This window comes from Argonema galeatum A003/A1 (assembly GCF_023333595.1).
Classification (GTDB): domain Bacteria; phylum Cyanobacteriota; class Cyanobacteriia; order Cyanobacteriales; family Aerosakkonemataceae; genus Argonema; species Argonema galeatum.
The window spans coordinates 99,470-113,394 of sequence record NZ_JAIQZM010000001.1 but is presented as its reverse complement, the minus strand read 5'-3'; the positions used below and the strand labels follow the sequence as shown (position 1 = coordinate 113,394).

Sequence of the window (13,925 nt, the reverse complement as noted above, 5' to 3'; positions counted from 1 at the left end):
ATGATTGCTTTCTCAGTTTAGAACATCATCAGGGCAATATCTCAAGTTCCTGAATCAGTTGGGTAGGGGTGAGAATCCGCACGGTTACGTTTGTATAATCTTGGGGATTGCGGGTAACGATGGCTTCTAGTTGATTGATGACGGCTGTAGAGTATTGAATTGCATCTTCAAAGTCGCGGAAATTGGCAGTAAGTGCCATTGTAATTGCGGCTTCGTTGACATTGGCAACTTTGCATATTGTGGCTAGCCTGCTTAAAAAATTAAGTGCCAATTCTCGCCCTTGCTCTTTACGAATTAGGTAGTAGAGCTCGCCAAAAGTTGATGCTGAAACATACCCTTCAAACTGTTTCTACTGAATCAGCGAGAAAACTAGGTTGCTGGCTGCAAAAAAAGGCTGTCGCTGGAGAGCAACATCCATAATAATATTGGTATCTATGAGAACTTTCAACGGTGTTTCTCCTCTAAAGCTTCTAATCGAACTTGTTCCGCATCGAAGTCTGAAGAAACTGGTTTTGCCTTTGCTAGCCAATCGCTAAAAATGTTTGTACTGTATAGCGCAGGGATGGTTTTAGTTTTGGTTTCTGGTGGTTCTTGTTTCTGATTTACAGAATAAGCGTCATTTTCAATTTCCTGCAAGATGATGACTTCGACATCTCCTGTTGGTAAGTCGATCGGTTCTGTAATAATCAAGTGACCGGATTGGTCGATTTTAGCTTTTGCTTTGTATGCTTGCATAAGTTTATGGGATGCGCTTGGATGTGAGTGGTATTATGGAATAAGAATAAACCCTGGAAACATTAAGAGTTGCGGGTAATAGTACAATTATACAACAGGTGCGATCGCACTTCGTCCCCAATTTCCCTAACCCCGATCCTTAACTATCGGAAAAACCTTAGATAAATCAACCAATAACTCAGGAAAACCAGGCAAATTAACTGACTCATTGGGCAAAAAAATCACTCTCTGGCGATCGCCAAAATTACCTCTCTCATCCTGATATGGTTGACTGTAACATTCTAGATAATTAGCCACTAAATTGAATATCCAATAGTCAGATATCCCTGCTTCAGCATAAAGAGGTAATTTAACACCTTGGTCATAACTTAAAGTTGAGTCTGAAATTTCAATTAACAACAACACATCAACCGGACTGGGATGAGAGCTAAGATAATTATCGTCGCGATTCCTTGCAATGACCAAATCCGGTTCTGGTTCACTATCATCAGGGATAATAATCGGTTGTTGTCCTCGCAGTGTCGCACGTTCTCCCACTAGCTTGAATAACTCGCGTTCCAAACGGGTTTCGCAAACAGAGTGGGGTGTACCTTTAGCTGCCATTTTGACAATTTCTCCCTTAATTAGCTCAAATCGGTTATTATCAGCCAAAAATCTGAGTTCTGCAAGACGGTGATATTCAGCTACAGTAAAGCGTTTAGCGGTGGTGATGGTCATAACAGCCACAAAAGTGCAGTTTTCCTTATATTTTAAGCTTTGCCTTGCCAAACGGGAATCAGCCGATGCCAGCGCGAAGCTACCGTGCTATAGGGCCAAACATCATCAAACAGCAGGCTGACTATTTTCTTAGTGTCAACAATTGTTTATGCTATTACCTAGATCACCGCTCGTATGAGCCATGCTATCCACAACATCGGTATTATGGCAATTTATAAAGACCGCGAAGCTTTCATTCCCTATCGTCGCTCCGATTTGATCGAACTTTGCGTTGAAGACGGCCAGTTGGCCCCCGCAGATGTCGAAAAGTTCCGGGATTTTTGTAAAATATTGTCGTCCTATTACCATTTTCAGTTGCATCAGACTTTAGAGATGTTAAAGGATAACTTTGTTCCCTTTAACCCGGATGCCGATACCAAGTTGAAAATTGAACCCACTTCAGCGCAGCAAGCGGAAATGGAAGCTAAACTGGTTGCAGCTTTTAAGGTTGTCCTGGAAAGAGCCAATTATGTCCCCCTATCTGACGAAATGTTACAACGGGCTTTTAAGGAAAACTCGTTGATTGAACTAAAGACAGAGGTCGATTTTCAAGACTTTGAGCAGATAGTTTGCTACTACCGTGGCGACAATCAGAAAACAACTTCGGTCAAGAGACTTTTGAAGAACGTAGAAAAGACGGTTGATACTTTTGATCGGGTGACATTGTTGCTGAAATACAAAGATGCTGCATATTTTGCCTCCAAAAAAAGCAAGCAGAAAAATATGAATTTCACACCAGGGAAAATGTACATCTACTTGTATAAAAACATCCCCAAATTTGACCTGGAATTCCTATTTCCCAATATCAAAATTAGCATGACCTGGAAAGATCGTCTTTTGCTTGTCATTCCGGCTATTGGGGCGGGGGCTTCGGTGGTTGTGAAAATCGTACCCCAAGTGTTGCTGATTATAGGGGTGATATGGTTTGTGTTCTTCGGAAAAACCAGTTTGCTAAATTTCAATATAAGCGAGGAAAATGTAAAGAATATAATGCCTGTACTGGTAGCGGCATTGTCTCTGGTGGTGGCGTTAGGCGGGGTCGGTTTCAGGCAATATAACAATTACAACTACAAAAAGGTCAAATTTCAAAAAAATGTGACCGACACTCTTTTCTTCAGGAATCTGGCTAATAACGCTAGCGTTTTTGGAGCATTAATTGACGCCGCAGAGGAGGAAGAATGTAAAGAAATTCTCTTGGCTTATTATCACCTGATGACTAGCAAAACACCGCTTACGCCAGAACAATTGGATAACCGAATTGAGACATGGATGGAAAATAAATTCGGTACGAAAATTGACTTTGATATCAAAGGCCCTCTCCGCAATCTGGAAGGGATACGGGGCAAAATCATCAAAGATGGAGTGGAGTCGGGAAGTACGCCAGAAATACCTCTGTTGACTTACGATAACCAAGGGTTTTGCAATGTTCCATCCCTGGACGATGCCAAAACAATCATAGATTATCTTTGGGATAATGCCTTTCTCTACGCAAAATGATCGGCCCTTGGGTGAAACCAGATCTGGGCTCTAGCCCAGATCTCTCTATATCTTCAGTACATAAGTGCGATCGTCAAATTGTCTGTTGTTATCAATGGTTAAATTTTTACCGCAGATAAAGAAGGATGAACGCAGATAAACGCAGATATGAAAACGCAAATTTTTTAGGTAACCGATACGTAAGGACATGATATAAGTCACCTTCAAGAGTAACTGAATTCAACGGATCTTTGTCCTACAACTTCCGGTACACCCGCAACTAAACGCAACTCGTCGCAGTAAACTGTGAACCAAGGCTGACCTAAATTTAACCTTGCAAAACTACTTTCTGTGGGGACTTCTAATTTGCCGCTAACTAATCCCACGCGAGACTGAAACTCACCTTTGAATAAGAGTAAATCGGAACCCAGAAAACCAAAACTCATGGCAGATAACGGCAGTGGGAATGCTAAACTTGGCTGGGTGTAGCTGAGGCGGCAAAGTAATCGGTTTCCTTGACGGACAATAACGCGATTATTATCCTTTTCCCAAGTAAACTCAGCCATTTCTTTGGGCAATCCCCAAATCTCTCGACCCCCAGCTACAGAGTCTAGATGGTCTACATATATATGAGAAATCCAAGCACCGATTTTATCTGCATAACGCGCTAAACCAGCAATAACAATCAACTCGTTGTATTCCATCACCGAACCGGAACCGTAGGAAGATATATAAATTCCTCCTAGAGTTTTTCCAGGCCAAACAGAGATGATTTCTAATTCTGAGGGAATGAATGGACGCGCTTTTTCAATATCTATCAACTGCAATGTCTGAACGGCGTAGCCTTGTAGTGTCCAAGGTGCTTGGGGATATGGCATTTGATGCTCCATTTAATCGGTTTTTTACACAGAATATTCTACTTTTGTAGCGTAAGCCCTGAAGCAGTAAATCTGCCAAAAGAGCTATAGCTAGGGGCTAGGGGCTTTCTTGCTAGGGACTAGGGGAAGAAGGGTTTAGAATCCGCCAACGCTTCAGCAATTCATAATGTCCTAATCGCCTTGGCGGTTGCTATACTTCACCGATGTGTAAATGAAACGAATAAGGGTTGATAAGGAGCGCTTGCTACCATTATCAACCCTTTTCTCAAAAGTCATTTGTCAATGACTAATGGACATCTCCAAAAATTAAAGGTGCCTTAGCTGAAACCCTTGTAGAGACGTTTCATGAAACGTCTCTACAATCTTTTTTGGAGATGTCTAATGAGTAATCACTAATGACTACTTAGTGTCAGAGAATTCGGCGTCAATTACATCATCGCCACCGCCGCTAGAAGTTCCGGAGGAGGCTCCACCATCAGGGCCGGGGCCGGGGCCGCCAGCACCACCAGCGCCAGCTTGTTGATAGATATTGCTGCCGATCGCAAACAGAGTTTGTTGCACTTCTGGCATCAAAGTCTTGATTTGATCGTCATCTTCCTTAGCAACAGCATCTTTCAGGTCTTTGATCAAACCTTCCAGCTTAGTTTTGTCAGCGGCGGGAACTTTGTCACCCAACTCTTGGAGTTGCTTCTCAGCTTGGTAAGACAGAGAGTCGGCTTGGTTCTTGCGATCGATCTTTTCGCGACGTTCCTTGTCAGTAGCCGCATTTTGTTCCGCTTGCTTGACCATCTTCTCAACTTCGTCTTTCGCCAAAGTGGAAGCGCCAGTGATGCTAATCGATTGCACCTTACCAGTACCTTTATCCTTCGCCGTAACGTTGAGAATACCGTTGGCATCAATATCGAAAATTACTTCAATTTGAGGTACGCCGCGTGGTGCTGCGGGAATTCCATCTAGGCGGAAGTTACCCAAACTCTTGTTGTCGTTAGACATTTCTCGTTCGCCTTGGAGAACGTGGATTTCCACATTCGTTTGACCATCCACGGCGGTAGAGAAAACTTCCGACTTCTTGGTAGGAATGGTGGTGTTGCGTGGGATAATCTTGGTCATCACACCGCCCAAGGTTTCCACACCTAGAGACAGGGGACTCACATCAAGCAGGAGGATGTCTTTCACTTCACCAGAGAGGACACCAGCTTGAATCGCGGCACCAATTGCCACCACTTCATCCGGGTTGACGCTTTGGTTGGGTTCTTTAGCGAGTGTACGCTTCACCACCTCGTGTACTGCGGGAATCCGGGTAGAACCACCGACTAGCACTACTTCATCAAGTGCAGATTTGTCGATTTTGGCATCGCGGATCGCGTTCTCTACGGGGATGCGGCAGCGATCGATCAAATCGGAACAGAGTTCTTCAAACTTAGCCCGCGTCAGGGTCATATCCAGGTGTTTGGGGCCTTCCTGGGTAGCCGTGATAAAGGGGAGGTTGATTTCAGCTTGGGTGACGCTAGACAGTTCGATCTTGGCCTTTTCAGCGGCTTCTGTCAGGCGTTGCAGCGCTTGTCTGTCTTTCCGCAGCTCAATTCCTTCATCTTTCTTAAATTGATCTGCCAGATAGTCAACGATTTTCTTATCGAAGTCGTCACCACCCAAGTGGGTATCGCCAGAAGTCGCCAGCACTTCAAACACGCCGTCGCCAACTTCTAGGACAGATACGTCGAACGTACCACCACCCAAGTCAAAAACTAAGATTGTTTCGTTGCTCTTTTTGTCAAGTCCGTAAGCCAGAGAAGCAGCGGTAGGTTCGTTGATAATCCGCAGCACTTCAATCCCGGCAATCTTACCGGCATCTTTGGTAGCTTGACGCTGGGAGTCGTTGAAGTAAGCCGGAACGGTGATTACAGCTTGGGTAACGGTTTCACCCAGGTATTTGCTGGCGTCATCTACCAGCTTACGCAGTACTTGAGCGGAAATTTCTTCAGGCGCAAATTGCTTACTTTGCGCGGGACAGTCGAGTTTAACGTTGCCGTTGTTGTCGCGCAGGGCTTTATAAGATACTTCGGTAGCTTCGTGGGTAATTTCCTCGAATCGACGACCGATGAAGCGCTTCACGGAATAGAAGGTATTTTCGGGGTTCATCACCGATTGGCGCTTGGCGATTTGACCGACGAGGCGATCGCCGTTCTTCGCATAGGCTACAACGGAAGGCGTAGTCCGAAAACCCTCTGCGTTGGCAATAACTGTGGGTTTGCCACCTTCCATTACAGCCACACAGGAGTTAGTCGTACCTAAGTCAATTCCAACTACTTTTGCCATAAGAGTGTTCGGGTTCCATTAACTACAAAAATTTTGGCTCTCGATTGACCAGCCGAATCTTGGAAGATGCTTTGACTACAAACTGTCTCAACCGAGTCCATTCAGCAGCTTTGTCCAGTTTGAATACTGTCAGTTCACTGAAAGACTAATCTCTATACTGATTGCGGTTAGGTTTCTCTTGAAGGGGGGTTTCCCGAACCTTGGGGGGGACGGTTAGCTTTCAAGAGGCTTCGTGTCGCTGTAGTCGCTTTACATCTTTCGATCGCTGCCACTGAATCTAATAGTAGGCATATCCACCGACTTGGGGTTTAGGGTGAACCGTAATCAATTAGTCGTGTTTGCCGTCAGGAGGGGGAAATGGGGGAAGTGGGAGAGTGGGGGAGTGGGGGATAAAGCTAAAAAACCCGGCTCCGACCGACTTGTTATGTTAGATTAACAGTTGATTATTAAAATTAATCTGATATCAAGTCACAATATGAAGTTTATCAACCCCAAAACAGACTACGCTTTCAAAAAGATTTTTAGCTCCGATGATAGCCAAGATATTTTGATCAGTTTTCTGAATGCGATCGTCTATCAAGGTCAGCCTGTCATCGCCAGCTTAGAAATTATCGATCCCTACGCTCCCGGTCGCATTTCAGCTTTAAAAAACACTTATTTTGATGTAAAAGCTAAATTGAATAACGGCCAAAATGTCTTGATAGAAATGCAAGCGTTTAATGTGCCTGCTTTTACCAAAAGGATTGCTTATAACACCGCTAAAGCTTACGCCAATCAACTTAAAATAGGGGAAGAGTATCTGGAAGTTAGACCTTTGATTTCATTAGCAGTGATGGATTTTACCCTGTTTGAAGTTTCTCAAACGGTAATTTCCCAATTTATTTTTAAAGAGAAGCACCAGCTATTTGATTATCCAGAATATCCGTTTGAGTTGGTATTTGTGGAGTTACCGAAATTTAAGAAAACTTTAGAGGAGTTAGAAAGTATAACGGATAAATGGCTGTATTTTTTGCGAAAAGCACCCGACCTGGAAATAGTACCACAAAAGATGGCAATTGTGCCAGAAATTGATAAAGCGTTTGCGATCGCCAATCGAATCAATTTGAGTGTAGAGGAGTTAGACGATTTGGAGAAGCGAGAACAGTTTGTCAGGGAACAAAAAGGATCGATCGAGTTTAGTCGTGAGAAAGGTCGTGAGGAAGGTCTTGTCGAGGGAATACAAACAGGTCAACTAACATTGGTGCAGCGACTATTAAGGCGACGATTTGGCGAAATTACAGATGAAATTCTCAATCGTTTGGAGCAGTTATCATCAGATGACTTAATGGCTTTAGGCGATGCTATTTTCGATTTTTCCAGTTTAGCCGATTTAGTGGCTTGGTTGGAAACTAAGTAATTGTGCGATCGCCAACTTTTCCTGAAAGTTCCTTGATGACTAAGCTGCTACGCACCTAAATTTTACAGTCAATTTAATGAAATTCTTGTGGGATGGGCATCTTGCCCGTCCCTAACTACAATTTAGATGCGTGAGAGCTTATTACGATCGCACCCAGTCTGATAAAATTGTTGCTATATTGGGTGGGTTGCAAATTGTTGGTGATGGAATGCCAGCAGACTCCACCGCCTGAGATGATTGGGTAAAATGTGTCCCTCAAGTTTTGAGTGAAAGAGTAAAACATTAGTGCAAAAAGGTGGGATTGAAATGAGATGGCATCTACACAAAGACTGAAATGCTAGAGAAAGGTGCTTTTAGTGGCAGACCATACGATCCATCAAAAGCCGGTGGAAAGGTACTTAGACTTTCTTATCGAAATGTAAGGATAACGCACAAAGGCGCTGATATAGTAGAGCTTCATGTCCGTCGGTTTAATCCCGTTGGTGAGGCAGAGCTTAAAATGGTAGAGCGATTAAGAAGAATTGCAGCAGGTGAACTCGTAGCAGAACCAGTCGATTTACGCTTTTATACCCATGAACTGCGTGAGTATCTGAGGTATAAAAAGATTGGCTATCCTACTGGAGAACCAAACAATCGAGATGAGGCTTATGAACTGTGGAATAATGCTCACACAGCAACACTTGAAGACTATGGTCTAAAAGAAGGATTCGGCATTTTATTTCATCCCAGCGTGGAGGAATTTTAATGACAGACTCAATCAAATTAACTCAACTTGAATTAGTACTTCTCCAATTAGTGGCTAAAGGTGAGGGAAAGTGGGGTTGGTATGAACTAGCAAATGCACTTTCACGGCGAGATGTACCTAGAGAACCTGACATGATGGTAGTATTAAAAAAAATGGCTGCTGATGGTTTAGTTAAAGAATATGTCCAATCCGGATCGCCTCGCGATCGCTGGGAATTGACACCAGCAGGCGCTAGCATACTCAGCCCAAACAGCAATATGCTGTTGCGCGAATTAATCGTAGATAAGCCAATGAACGATCGCTCACCAACAAGAGATCTTTTAGAGGAGATCGGCGATCGCACTTAAAATAGAAAAGCTCGATCGCGAAAGCAATTCATAAGGCTATGATACCTAAAACTACTCAAAAACCGCTATACGATCGCGATTTTTTTCTCTGGCTAGAAGACACAGCAGCAAAGTTAAAAGCGCGAGATATTAATAATTTAGATTGGGATAATTTGGTGGAGGAAATTGAAGCTTTAAGTATTTCGCAAAAGCACGAAGTAGAAAGCCGTTTAAAACCAATTTTAGCGCATATTCTAAAACGGTGTTACGTGCCTCTCCCCGATTGTTTTCGAGTTTGGCAAGTTACTATTCGGACGCAGCGCAATGATTTGCAGCGCCTTCTCAAAAAAGCACCAAGTTTACGCAATCATCTGCTAACAGAATTTGATGATATTTACCAAGAAGCGCTTTCCGAAGTGTGTGAAGAATATCCCGAAACTCAGTTCCCGCAGACATGGGAATTTAGCCGCGATTTGGATGCAATCTTAACAGAAATATTATGGTAAAATGAAGATTATCTATGATTCGTTAGTAAAGTCAATATTTTCATATAGTTCTGCAATTTTAACTTGAAACTCAAATACCCTAAAAGATAGGGTAACATTAGGATCGTCGTATTCTGAGAAAATCCATTGATTGACATTAGTTTTAACATAATGTTCGACATGAATTCGATATTGATCGATTAAAAGATATTCTTGAAAAGTGGGAATAGTGCGATAGGCGGCAAATTTTTCACTACGGTCATAATTTTGGGTAGATTTAGATAGAACTTCTCCAATAAAGCAAGGATTTATTACTGTGTCTTTGCGTCCAGTTTGCAGTTCTAGCGGCTTTGGGAGTACCATAATATCGGGGTAGGTATAGAGGCTAACATCTGGAATCCAAAGTCTTTGATCGACATAAAAAGTTCGGTAAGCTTTTCCTTTGAGAGCAAGCTTAAGAAGAATATAGAGGTTTCCTGCAATTTCGTTATGATTAGGTGTTCCACCAGTCATCGGGATAATTTCTCCATTGTAATATTCGTTGCGAGTTTCTGAGGCAATTTCAAGTTCTAGATATTCTTCAGCAGTGTAGTTTTTTGTCTCAATTTGAGCAATCATAGCAGGTTGACTCCTAATGGTTTAAGTTGCTGGTTTATCCAATTGCTGTTGTTTCATTGGTTTTAATAACTTGTTATACCCCTATTTTAGACTGTAGGGTGCGTCATAAATGTGAACTTTTTATAAGATTTAAGGTTTTCGGTCTGACGCACCCTACCATTCTTCTTCTAATTCTTCAAGACACATTTCAATGACTTCGCGGATATTGTGTATGAGTTCATCAATGGTTTCTCCTTGGCTATAGCAAGCCTTGAGTTGTGGAACTTCACCGATATATATTCCATCTTCATCCCGTTCAATGACAACGTAAAACTCTTTATTTTTCATTATTCTGTCCTCGATTCGTTAGAGAGATTTCTAAACTTTCAAGTTGCTGGTTTATCCAATTGCTGTTGTTTCATTGGGTTTAATGGCTCCTTCTACTCCTATCTTAGACTGTAAGGAGCGTCATAAATTCAAACTTTCTCTAGTATTTGAGGCTTTTTGTCTGACGCACCCTACTTACGTCAATCGAGAAACCCGGTTTTTTGGAAAAACCGGGTTTCTGGGGTTCAAGCTACTCTGGCATTTTCACACAATCATCTGTAATAAATTCACTAGCATTTTTGACAACAGGCGGTCAACCTGGAGCGACAACAGATAAACCTTGAGATTCCCGATTTGCTACTTCAAAATTCAACTCTAATAGAAACTTTAATGGATCATCGTTGGATTTGATACCGTAAGCTTTACAAACGAGTTGATCTAATTGAGCATGAAGTTTAGCGAGTTGACTGGTTGGTTCATTAAAAAATTGGTTGTATAGTTGGGTAATTCCCCACTGTTTTCGCTCCATTTGTTCAGTGCGGTAATCATGGATAGCTTGCATTGCTGCTCGAATTTCAGTTTTGATTTTTTCTGAGCAATTTTGGGGAAAGGGGAAGGTTTCAAAACAGGTGTTGTGAGTGTAGCGTGTATCGGCTTTAAGGGTTGAGCTTTGCGCTTTCACCCATTGGCGATGTAGATTTGAAGTTAGGATTCCAAGAACGTAGAAGTCATCAGAAGCAACGATATTAGTACCATCACCCGGCAGCCAATCTGGAATGGCAAGAATAAAAATCGACCATTTTGATACCCTGGGAACAACGAAATAAAAGGGTAAAGTTGCTAAAGCTTTTCGCATTCCCGGACGTTTTTCACCATATTTCCACCAATTTAACTTTGTTGTCTCTCTTCTGTTTTGATCTCGTTCTGGCTTTACATAGTTTTTGACATGGTTAAAAGGCAGTTTGTATTCACTGGCATCTTCTAAACTCATCTCATTAAAATCAATAATCCAACGATCCGGCTTACCATTTACATTCTGTGCTAAGTCTTGCCCCTGAATAAACAGTTTGAGAACTTCTTGATTTTTTGAATTGGCTTTAATCCATTGCTTGACCTGCATTTCAGTAACCAGAAAACCTTTCCCACTAGGCTGTACACCTTTAAAACAATAGTTTCTATTAGCTTGTAAGCATTTTGCCTGGGTAACATCAACTTCAGCTTTAAGGGAAGAGTTGATATTTGAAACAACTTTATGATCGATCCGGTAGGTTAATTCCTTCGTCTCAGAGGTTTTTAACCAATTAATAATGCTAATGTGTACTTTCGCTTCACCAGACCAAGGTTGTGTAGAGATAACATCGTAAATGTAGCCGCCATTTTGGGTAATATAATCTAAAGCAGCTTTACGACTTTGACCTTGAGAGATAGTGTTTGTCCCTACTAAACCAGCGCGACAATTTTCCCCCAAATGATTATGAGTAAGGCGAAACCAGTAAGTACAAATATCTACTTGACCTTCTACTTCAGGAAATTTAGCAAAAATGCGATCAACATACTCATCATTAAGGGTTAGTCGCAGACGATGACCACCTAAAAATGGAGGATTACCAACTACTACATCAACTGTTTCCCAATCACAAAACAAAGCATCATCACAGCGAATATTTTTATCCAAATTATCAAGAGGTAACGCCCGATCCATATCGAGTGCTAAGTTCATCTGTACCACATTGAGCAAATGATTTTCTTCATCCAGTGCTAACTTTTTAGCCAGCATCAATGTTACCTTTGCCAATTCCACTGCAAACGGTTTAATATCAATACCATAAAACTGGCTTGTTTTTACCAGCGACATCGTACCAATTACATTAGCAGCACGACTGAAACTTTGATGAATCTTGGTGAGCAATTGTGCCTCTAGTCGCTTCAGTTCCCGATAAGCAACATAAAGAAAATTCCCACTACCACAGGCCGGATCGAGAATTTTAAAATTGATTAATTCTTGTCGTAGTGCTAGCAAATCCTTCAAGGTATTTGCCGCTTCAATCCGTTCTCGCCAAGGGCGGATAATCGTAGGTAAAACTACTTTTTGAATATCTGCCTCGCTAGTGTAGTGAGCGCCTAAAGCATGACGTTCTTCTTTACCCATGCTAGACTCAAATAACGCCCCGAAAATCGCAGGTTCCACTTTTGACCATCGTTCTGCCGATGCGTCTAATAGCAAGTCGATTTCGCCTCTGGTGAGGTGTATGGGTTCAATTGTTGAAAATATGCCACCATTAAAATAAGGTACATCTCCATAGCGGCTATCTTTGGGCGCGGGCCGATCGCTTCCCATCTGCCGAAATAATCCCCCAATTAAATCATAAGAACTAACTCGATTCATTTGGCAATCACCTAAAAATTCTGTAAATAAACCTCTAGGTAACAAATCGATATCTTCGGCAAACAATGCCACTACACACTGAAGAATAAACCTTTGCGCCGTTTCTACTTTTTCTCCTCGCTGCACTAAGCGATTAAAAACTTGAGCAACTTTATCAGCCGCAGTTCTGGTGACATCAATTTTGTTATTATTAAATAAAGGCTGACGATTTTCGGGAAAGAGAAAGTTAAGAGCAGTAAATCGATTGGGTAACTCTTCTAAACTAACTCGATCGACAGGTTCCCGAAGCTGAAGATCTAAATCGTATATCCAAAACTCATCAAAATTACAAAGCACTACATATTTGGGACGGTGCGGCACTAATTCTAGCCAATATTCAAAAGCTTGCTGATAGTGTTTTTCTAAGTTTTCCCCCCGTTTTTTCATTTCCAGTAATAACCGAGGTCGCCACAATAAATCAGCAAATTTTGTGGTTTTGCCTTTCGCTTTTACCCGATATTCTAGTTCGGCTCCTGCTTCTTTGTAGCCTTGATGACCGAATGCTTGAAAAAGGCGATCGCAAAATACCTGAGCCTCCCCTTTTTCATCTCCCTTCAAAGTACGGACGTAATCAACAAAGTTTTGAATATTATTCAGTAGGCCATTCATATCGATAAATCTGAAAGTTTGCAAATAGATGTCAACTATTATACCGGAATTGCACGAAAAATAGAAACCCGGTTTCTGTGCAGACTGCTTTCTTAATGATACAATTAATTAATCAATTATCTGCCAGCCTATTATGGTACAGTTTAATCAAGAAATCCGCTTACCAACTGGTGCTGAACTCCCTAATTCTGACGATACTCCTGTGGATAACGAAAATCAAAACTTTATTCCCAATTTACTTTTATTCCTGCTCAAATTCTACTGGAACCAGCGCAATGATTGGTTCTTTGGCATAGATATGGCAGTATATCACACGACGGGAGTTAGTCATCTCGTACCCGTTGTTCCCGACGGTTTCTTGAGTTTAGGAGTGGAACGGTTTAAAGGCGATACTTTGCGCGTAAGTTATGTGGTTTGGGAAGAAAATAATATTCCCCCGATTTTCGCACTAGAGATAGTCTCTCAAACTTACGGCGGCGAATATGATAAAAAGCTGGATATTTATGCCAAATTAGGAGTATTGTATTATGTTGTTTATAACCCTTACTATTGGCGGCGCGACCAACATCAACCTTTGGAAATTTATCGCTTAGTTAATGGCGAGTACGAACAGCAAATTGGCGAGCCTTTTTGGATGCCGGAAATAGGTTTAGGGATTGGTAGAGGTCGATATTCTGACGGGGAATCGCAACTTGAGGTATTGTATTGGTTTGATGAGCGAGGTAATCGCTATCTGACAGCAGAAGAAAGGTCAAGGCAAGCTGAAGAATTAGTGGCTAGATATCGGGAAAGATTTGGCGAATTGCCGGAATAAAAAAGTGCGATCTTAGGTACGTTGTTGCGCTTTAGCGCTA

Annotated in this window: 13 protein-coding genes and 1 pseudogene; 6 read left to right on the top strand and 8 right to left on the bottom strand. The window is 41.9% G+C overall.

Annotation, left to right across the window (positions count from 1 at the left end):
• Nucleotides 1-28: 28 nt before the first annotated feature.
• The 3 genes and pseudogenes from LAY41_RS00565 to LAY41_RS00555 form a co-directional block, all read right to left on the bottom strand.
• Nucleotides 29-337 (bottom strand): annotated as a pseudogene (locus LAY41_RS00565) (PIN domain-containing protein); the annotation flags it as partial.
• 107 nt (nucleotides 338-444) lie between these two features.
• The gene (locus LAY41_RS00560) at nucleotides 445-735 is read right to left on the bottom strand and encodes a hypothetical protein (protein WP_249092970.1); all 291 of its coding nucleotides are present in this window, start codon (nucleotides 733-735) and stop codon (nucleotides 445-447) included.
• A gap of 126 nt (nucleotides 736-861) precedes the next feature.
• Nucleotides 862-1,452, bottom strand: a complete 591-nt coding sequence (locus LAY41_RS00555; RefSeq protein WP_249092968.1) for a Uma2 family endonuclease — start codon at nucleotides 1,450-1,452, stop codon at nucleotides 862-864.
• 174 nt (nucleotides 1,453-1,626) lie between these two features.
• Between LAY41_RS00555 and LAY41_RS00550 the strand changes: the two genes are divergently transcribed.
• Entirely contained in the window at nucleotides 1,627-2,988 is a 1,362-nt protein-coding gene (locus LAY41_RS00550) for a TMEM143 family protein (protein WP_249092966.1), read from the top strand.
• Nucleotides 2,989-3,191: 203 nt separating this feature from the next.
• Here the strand turns inward: LAY41_RS00550 and LAY41_RS00545 are convergent, their stop codons facing one another.
• Complete coding sequence (locus LAY41_RS00545; RefSeq protein WP_249092964.1) at nucleotides 3,192-3,845, bottom strand: acetoacetate decarboxylase family protein; 654 nt, start codon at nucleotides 3,843-3,845, stop codon at nucleotides 3,192-3,194.
• Nucleotides 3,846-4,244: 399 nt separating this feature from the next.
• Nucleotides 4,245-6,161 (bottom strand): molecular chaperone DnaK, encoded by a 1,917-nt coding sequence (dnaK, locus tag LAY41_RS00540; protein WP_249092963.1) that lies wholly within the window; start codon nucleotides 6,159-6,161, stop codon nucleotides 4,245-4,247.
• Nucleotides 6,162-6,636: 475 nt separating this feature from the next.
• On the opposite strand from dnaK, the gene LAY41_RS00535 reads away from it, so the two are divergent.
• The 4 genes from LAY41_RS00535 to LAY41_RS00520 all read left to right on the top strand — a co-directional run bounded on the left by LAY41_RS00535 (nucleotide 6,637) and on the right by LAY41_RS00520 (nucleotide 9,134).
• On the top strand, nucleotides 6,637-7,557 hold the full coding sequence (locus tag LAY41_RS00535) for an Rpn family recombination-promoting nuclease/putative transposase (protein ID WP_249092961.1): 921 nt from the start codon (nucleotides 6,637-6,639) through the stop codon (nucleotides 7,555-7,557).
• A 334-nt stretch (nucleotides 7,558-7,891) separates the two neighbouring features.
• A complete protein-coding gene (locus tag LAY41_RS00530; protein ID WP_249092959.1) occupies nucleotides 7,892-8,302 on the top strand; it encodes a hypothetical protein in 411 nt (136 codons plus the stop codon).
• Complete coding sequence (locus LAY41_RS00525; protein WP_249092957.1) at nucleotides 8,302-8,649, top strand: hypothetical protein; 348 nt, start codon at nucleotides 8,302-8,304, stop codon at nucleotides 8,647-8,649. The genes LAY41_RS00530 and LAY41_RS00525 overlap by 1 nt, the downstream gene beginning before the upstream one ends.
• Before the next feature lie 38 nt (nucleotides 8,650-8,687).
• Complete coding sequence (locus tag LAY41_RS00520; RefSeq protein WP_249092955.1) at nucleotides 8,688-9,134, top strand: DUF29 domain-containing protein; 447 nt, start codon at nucleotides 8,688-8,690, stop codon at nucleotides 9,132-9,134.
• A gap of 12 nt (nucleotides 9,135-9,146) precedes the next feature.
• Here LAY41_RS00520 and LAY41_RS00515 read toward each other — a convergent pair whose 3' ends face one another.
• The 3 genes from LAY41_RS00515 to LAY41_RS00505 form a co-directional block, all read right to left on the bottom strand.
• On the bottom strand, nucleotides 9,147-9,731 hold the full coding sequence (locus tag LAY41_RS00515) for a Uma2 family endonuclease (RefSeq protein WP_249092953.1): 585 nt from the start codon (nucleotides 9,729-9,731) through the stop codon (nucleotides 9,147-9,149).
• Between the two features lie 153 nt (nucleotides 9,732-9,884).
• The gene (locus tag LAY41_RS00510) at nucleotides 9,885-10,058 is read right to left on the bottom strand and encodes a type II toxin-antitoxin system HicB family antitoxin (protein WP_249092950.1); all 174 of its coding nucleotides are present in this window, start codon (nucleotides 10,056-10,058) and stop codon (nucleotides 9,885-9,887) included.
• A 292-nt stretch (nucleotides 10,059-10,350) separates the two neighbouring features.
• Nucleotides 10,351-13,071 (bottom strand): class I SAM-dependent DNA methyltransferase, encoded by a 2,721-nt coding sequence (locus LAY41_RS00505; protein ID WP_249092948.1) that lies wholly within the window; start codon nucleotides 13,069-13,071, stop codon nucleotides 10,351-10,353.
• 133 nt (nucleotides 13,072-13,204) lie between these two features.
• Here LAY41_RS00505 and LAY41_RS00500 point away from each other — a divergent pair, with 133 nt between their 5' ends.
• Nucleotides 13,205-13,885: a Uma2 family endonuclease gene (locus LAY41_RS00500; protein ID WP_249092947.1), complete on the top strand. Its 681-nt coding sequence runs from the start codon at nucleotides 13,205-13,207 to the stop codon at nucleotides 13,883-13,885.
• The last annotated feature ends 40 nt before the right edge of the window (nucleotides 13,886-13,925 follow it).

What these genes read in the sequence shown, in the direction of transcription:
- LAY41_RS00560 (WP_249092970.1), bottom strand. Translation starts at nt 735, where the DNA reads ATGCAAGCATACAAAGCAAAAGCTAAAATCGACCAATCCGGTCACTTG.
- LAY41_RS00555 (WP_249092968.1), bottom strand. Translation starts at nt 1,452, where the DNA reads ATGACCATCACCACCGCTAAACGCTTTACTGTAGCTGAATATCACCGT.
- LAY41_RS00550 (WP_249092966.1), top strand. Translation starts at nt 1,627, where the DNA reads ATGAGCCATGCTATCCACAACATCGGTATTATGGCAATTTATAAAGAC.
- LAY41_RS00545 (WP_249092964.1), bottom strand. Translation starts at nt 3,845, where the DNA reads ATGCCATATCCCCAAGCACCTTGGACACTACAAGGCTACGCCGTTCAG.
- dnaK (WP_249092963.1), bottom strand. Translation starts at nt 6,161, where the DNA reads ATGGCAAAAGTAGTTGGAATTGACTTAGGTACGACTAACTCCTGTGTG.
- LAY41_RS00535 (WP_249092961.1), top strand. Translation starts at nt 6,637, where the DNA reads ATGAAGTTTATCAACCCCAAAACAGACTACGCTTTCAAAAAGATTTTT.
- LAY41_RS00530 (WP_249092959.1), top strand. Translation starts at nt 7,892, where the DNA reads ATGCTAGAGAAAGGTGCTTTTAGTGGCAGACCATACGATCCATCAAAA.
- LAY41_RS00525 (WP_249092957.1), top strand. Translation starts at nt 8,302, where the DNA reads ATGACAGACTCAATCAAATTAACTCAACTTGAATTAGTACTTCTCCAA.
- LAY41_RS00520 (WP_249092955.1), top strand. Translation starts at nt 8,688, where the DNA reads ATGATACCTAAAACTACTCAAAAACCGCTATACGATCGCGATTTTTTT.
- LAY41_RS00515 (WP_249092953.1), bottom strand. Translation starts at nt 9,731, where the DNA reads ATGATTGCTCAAATTGAGACAAAAAACTACACTGCTGAAGAATATCTA.
- LAY41_RS00510 (WP_249092950.1), bottom strand. Translation starts at nt 10,058, where the DNA reads ATGAAAAATAAAGAGTTTTACGTTGTCATTGAACGGGATGAAGATGGA.
- LAY41_RS00505 (WP_249092948.1), bottom strand. Translation starts at nt 13,071, where the DNA reads ATGAATGGCCTACTGAATAATATTCAAAACTTTGTTGATTACGTCCGT.
- LAY41_RS00500 (WP_249092947.1), top strand. Translation starts at nt 13,205, where the DNA reads ATGGTACAGTTTAATCAAGAAATCCGCTTACCAACTGGTGCTGAACTC.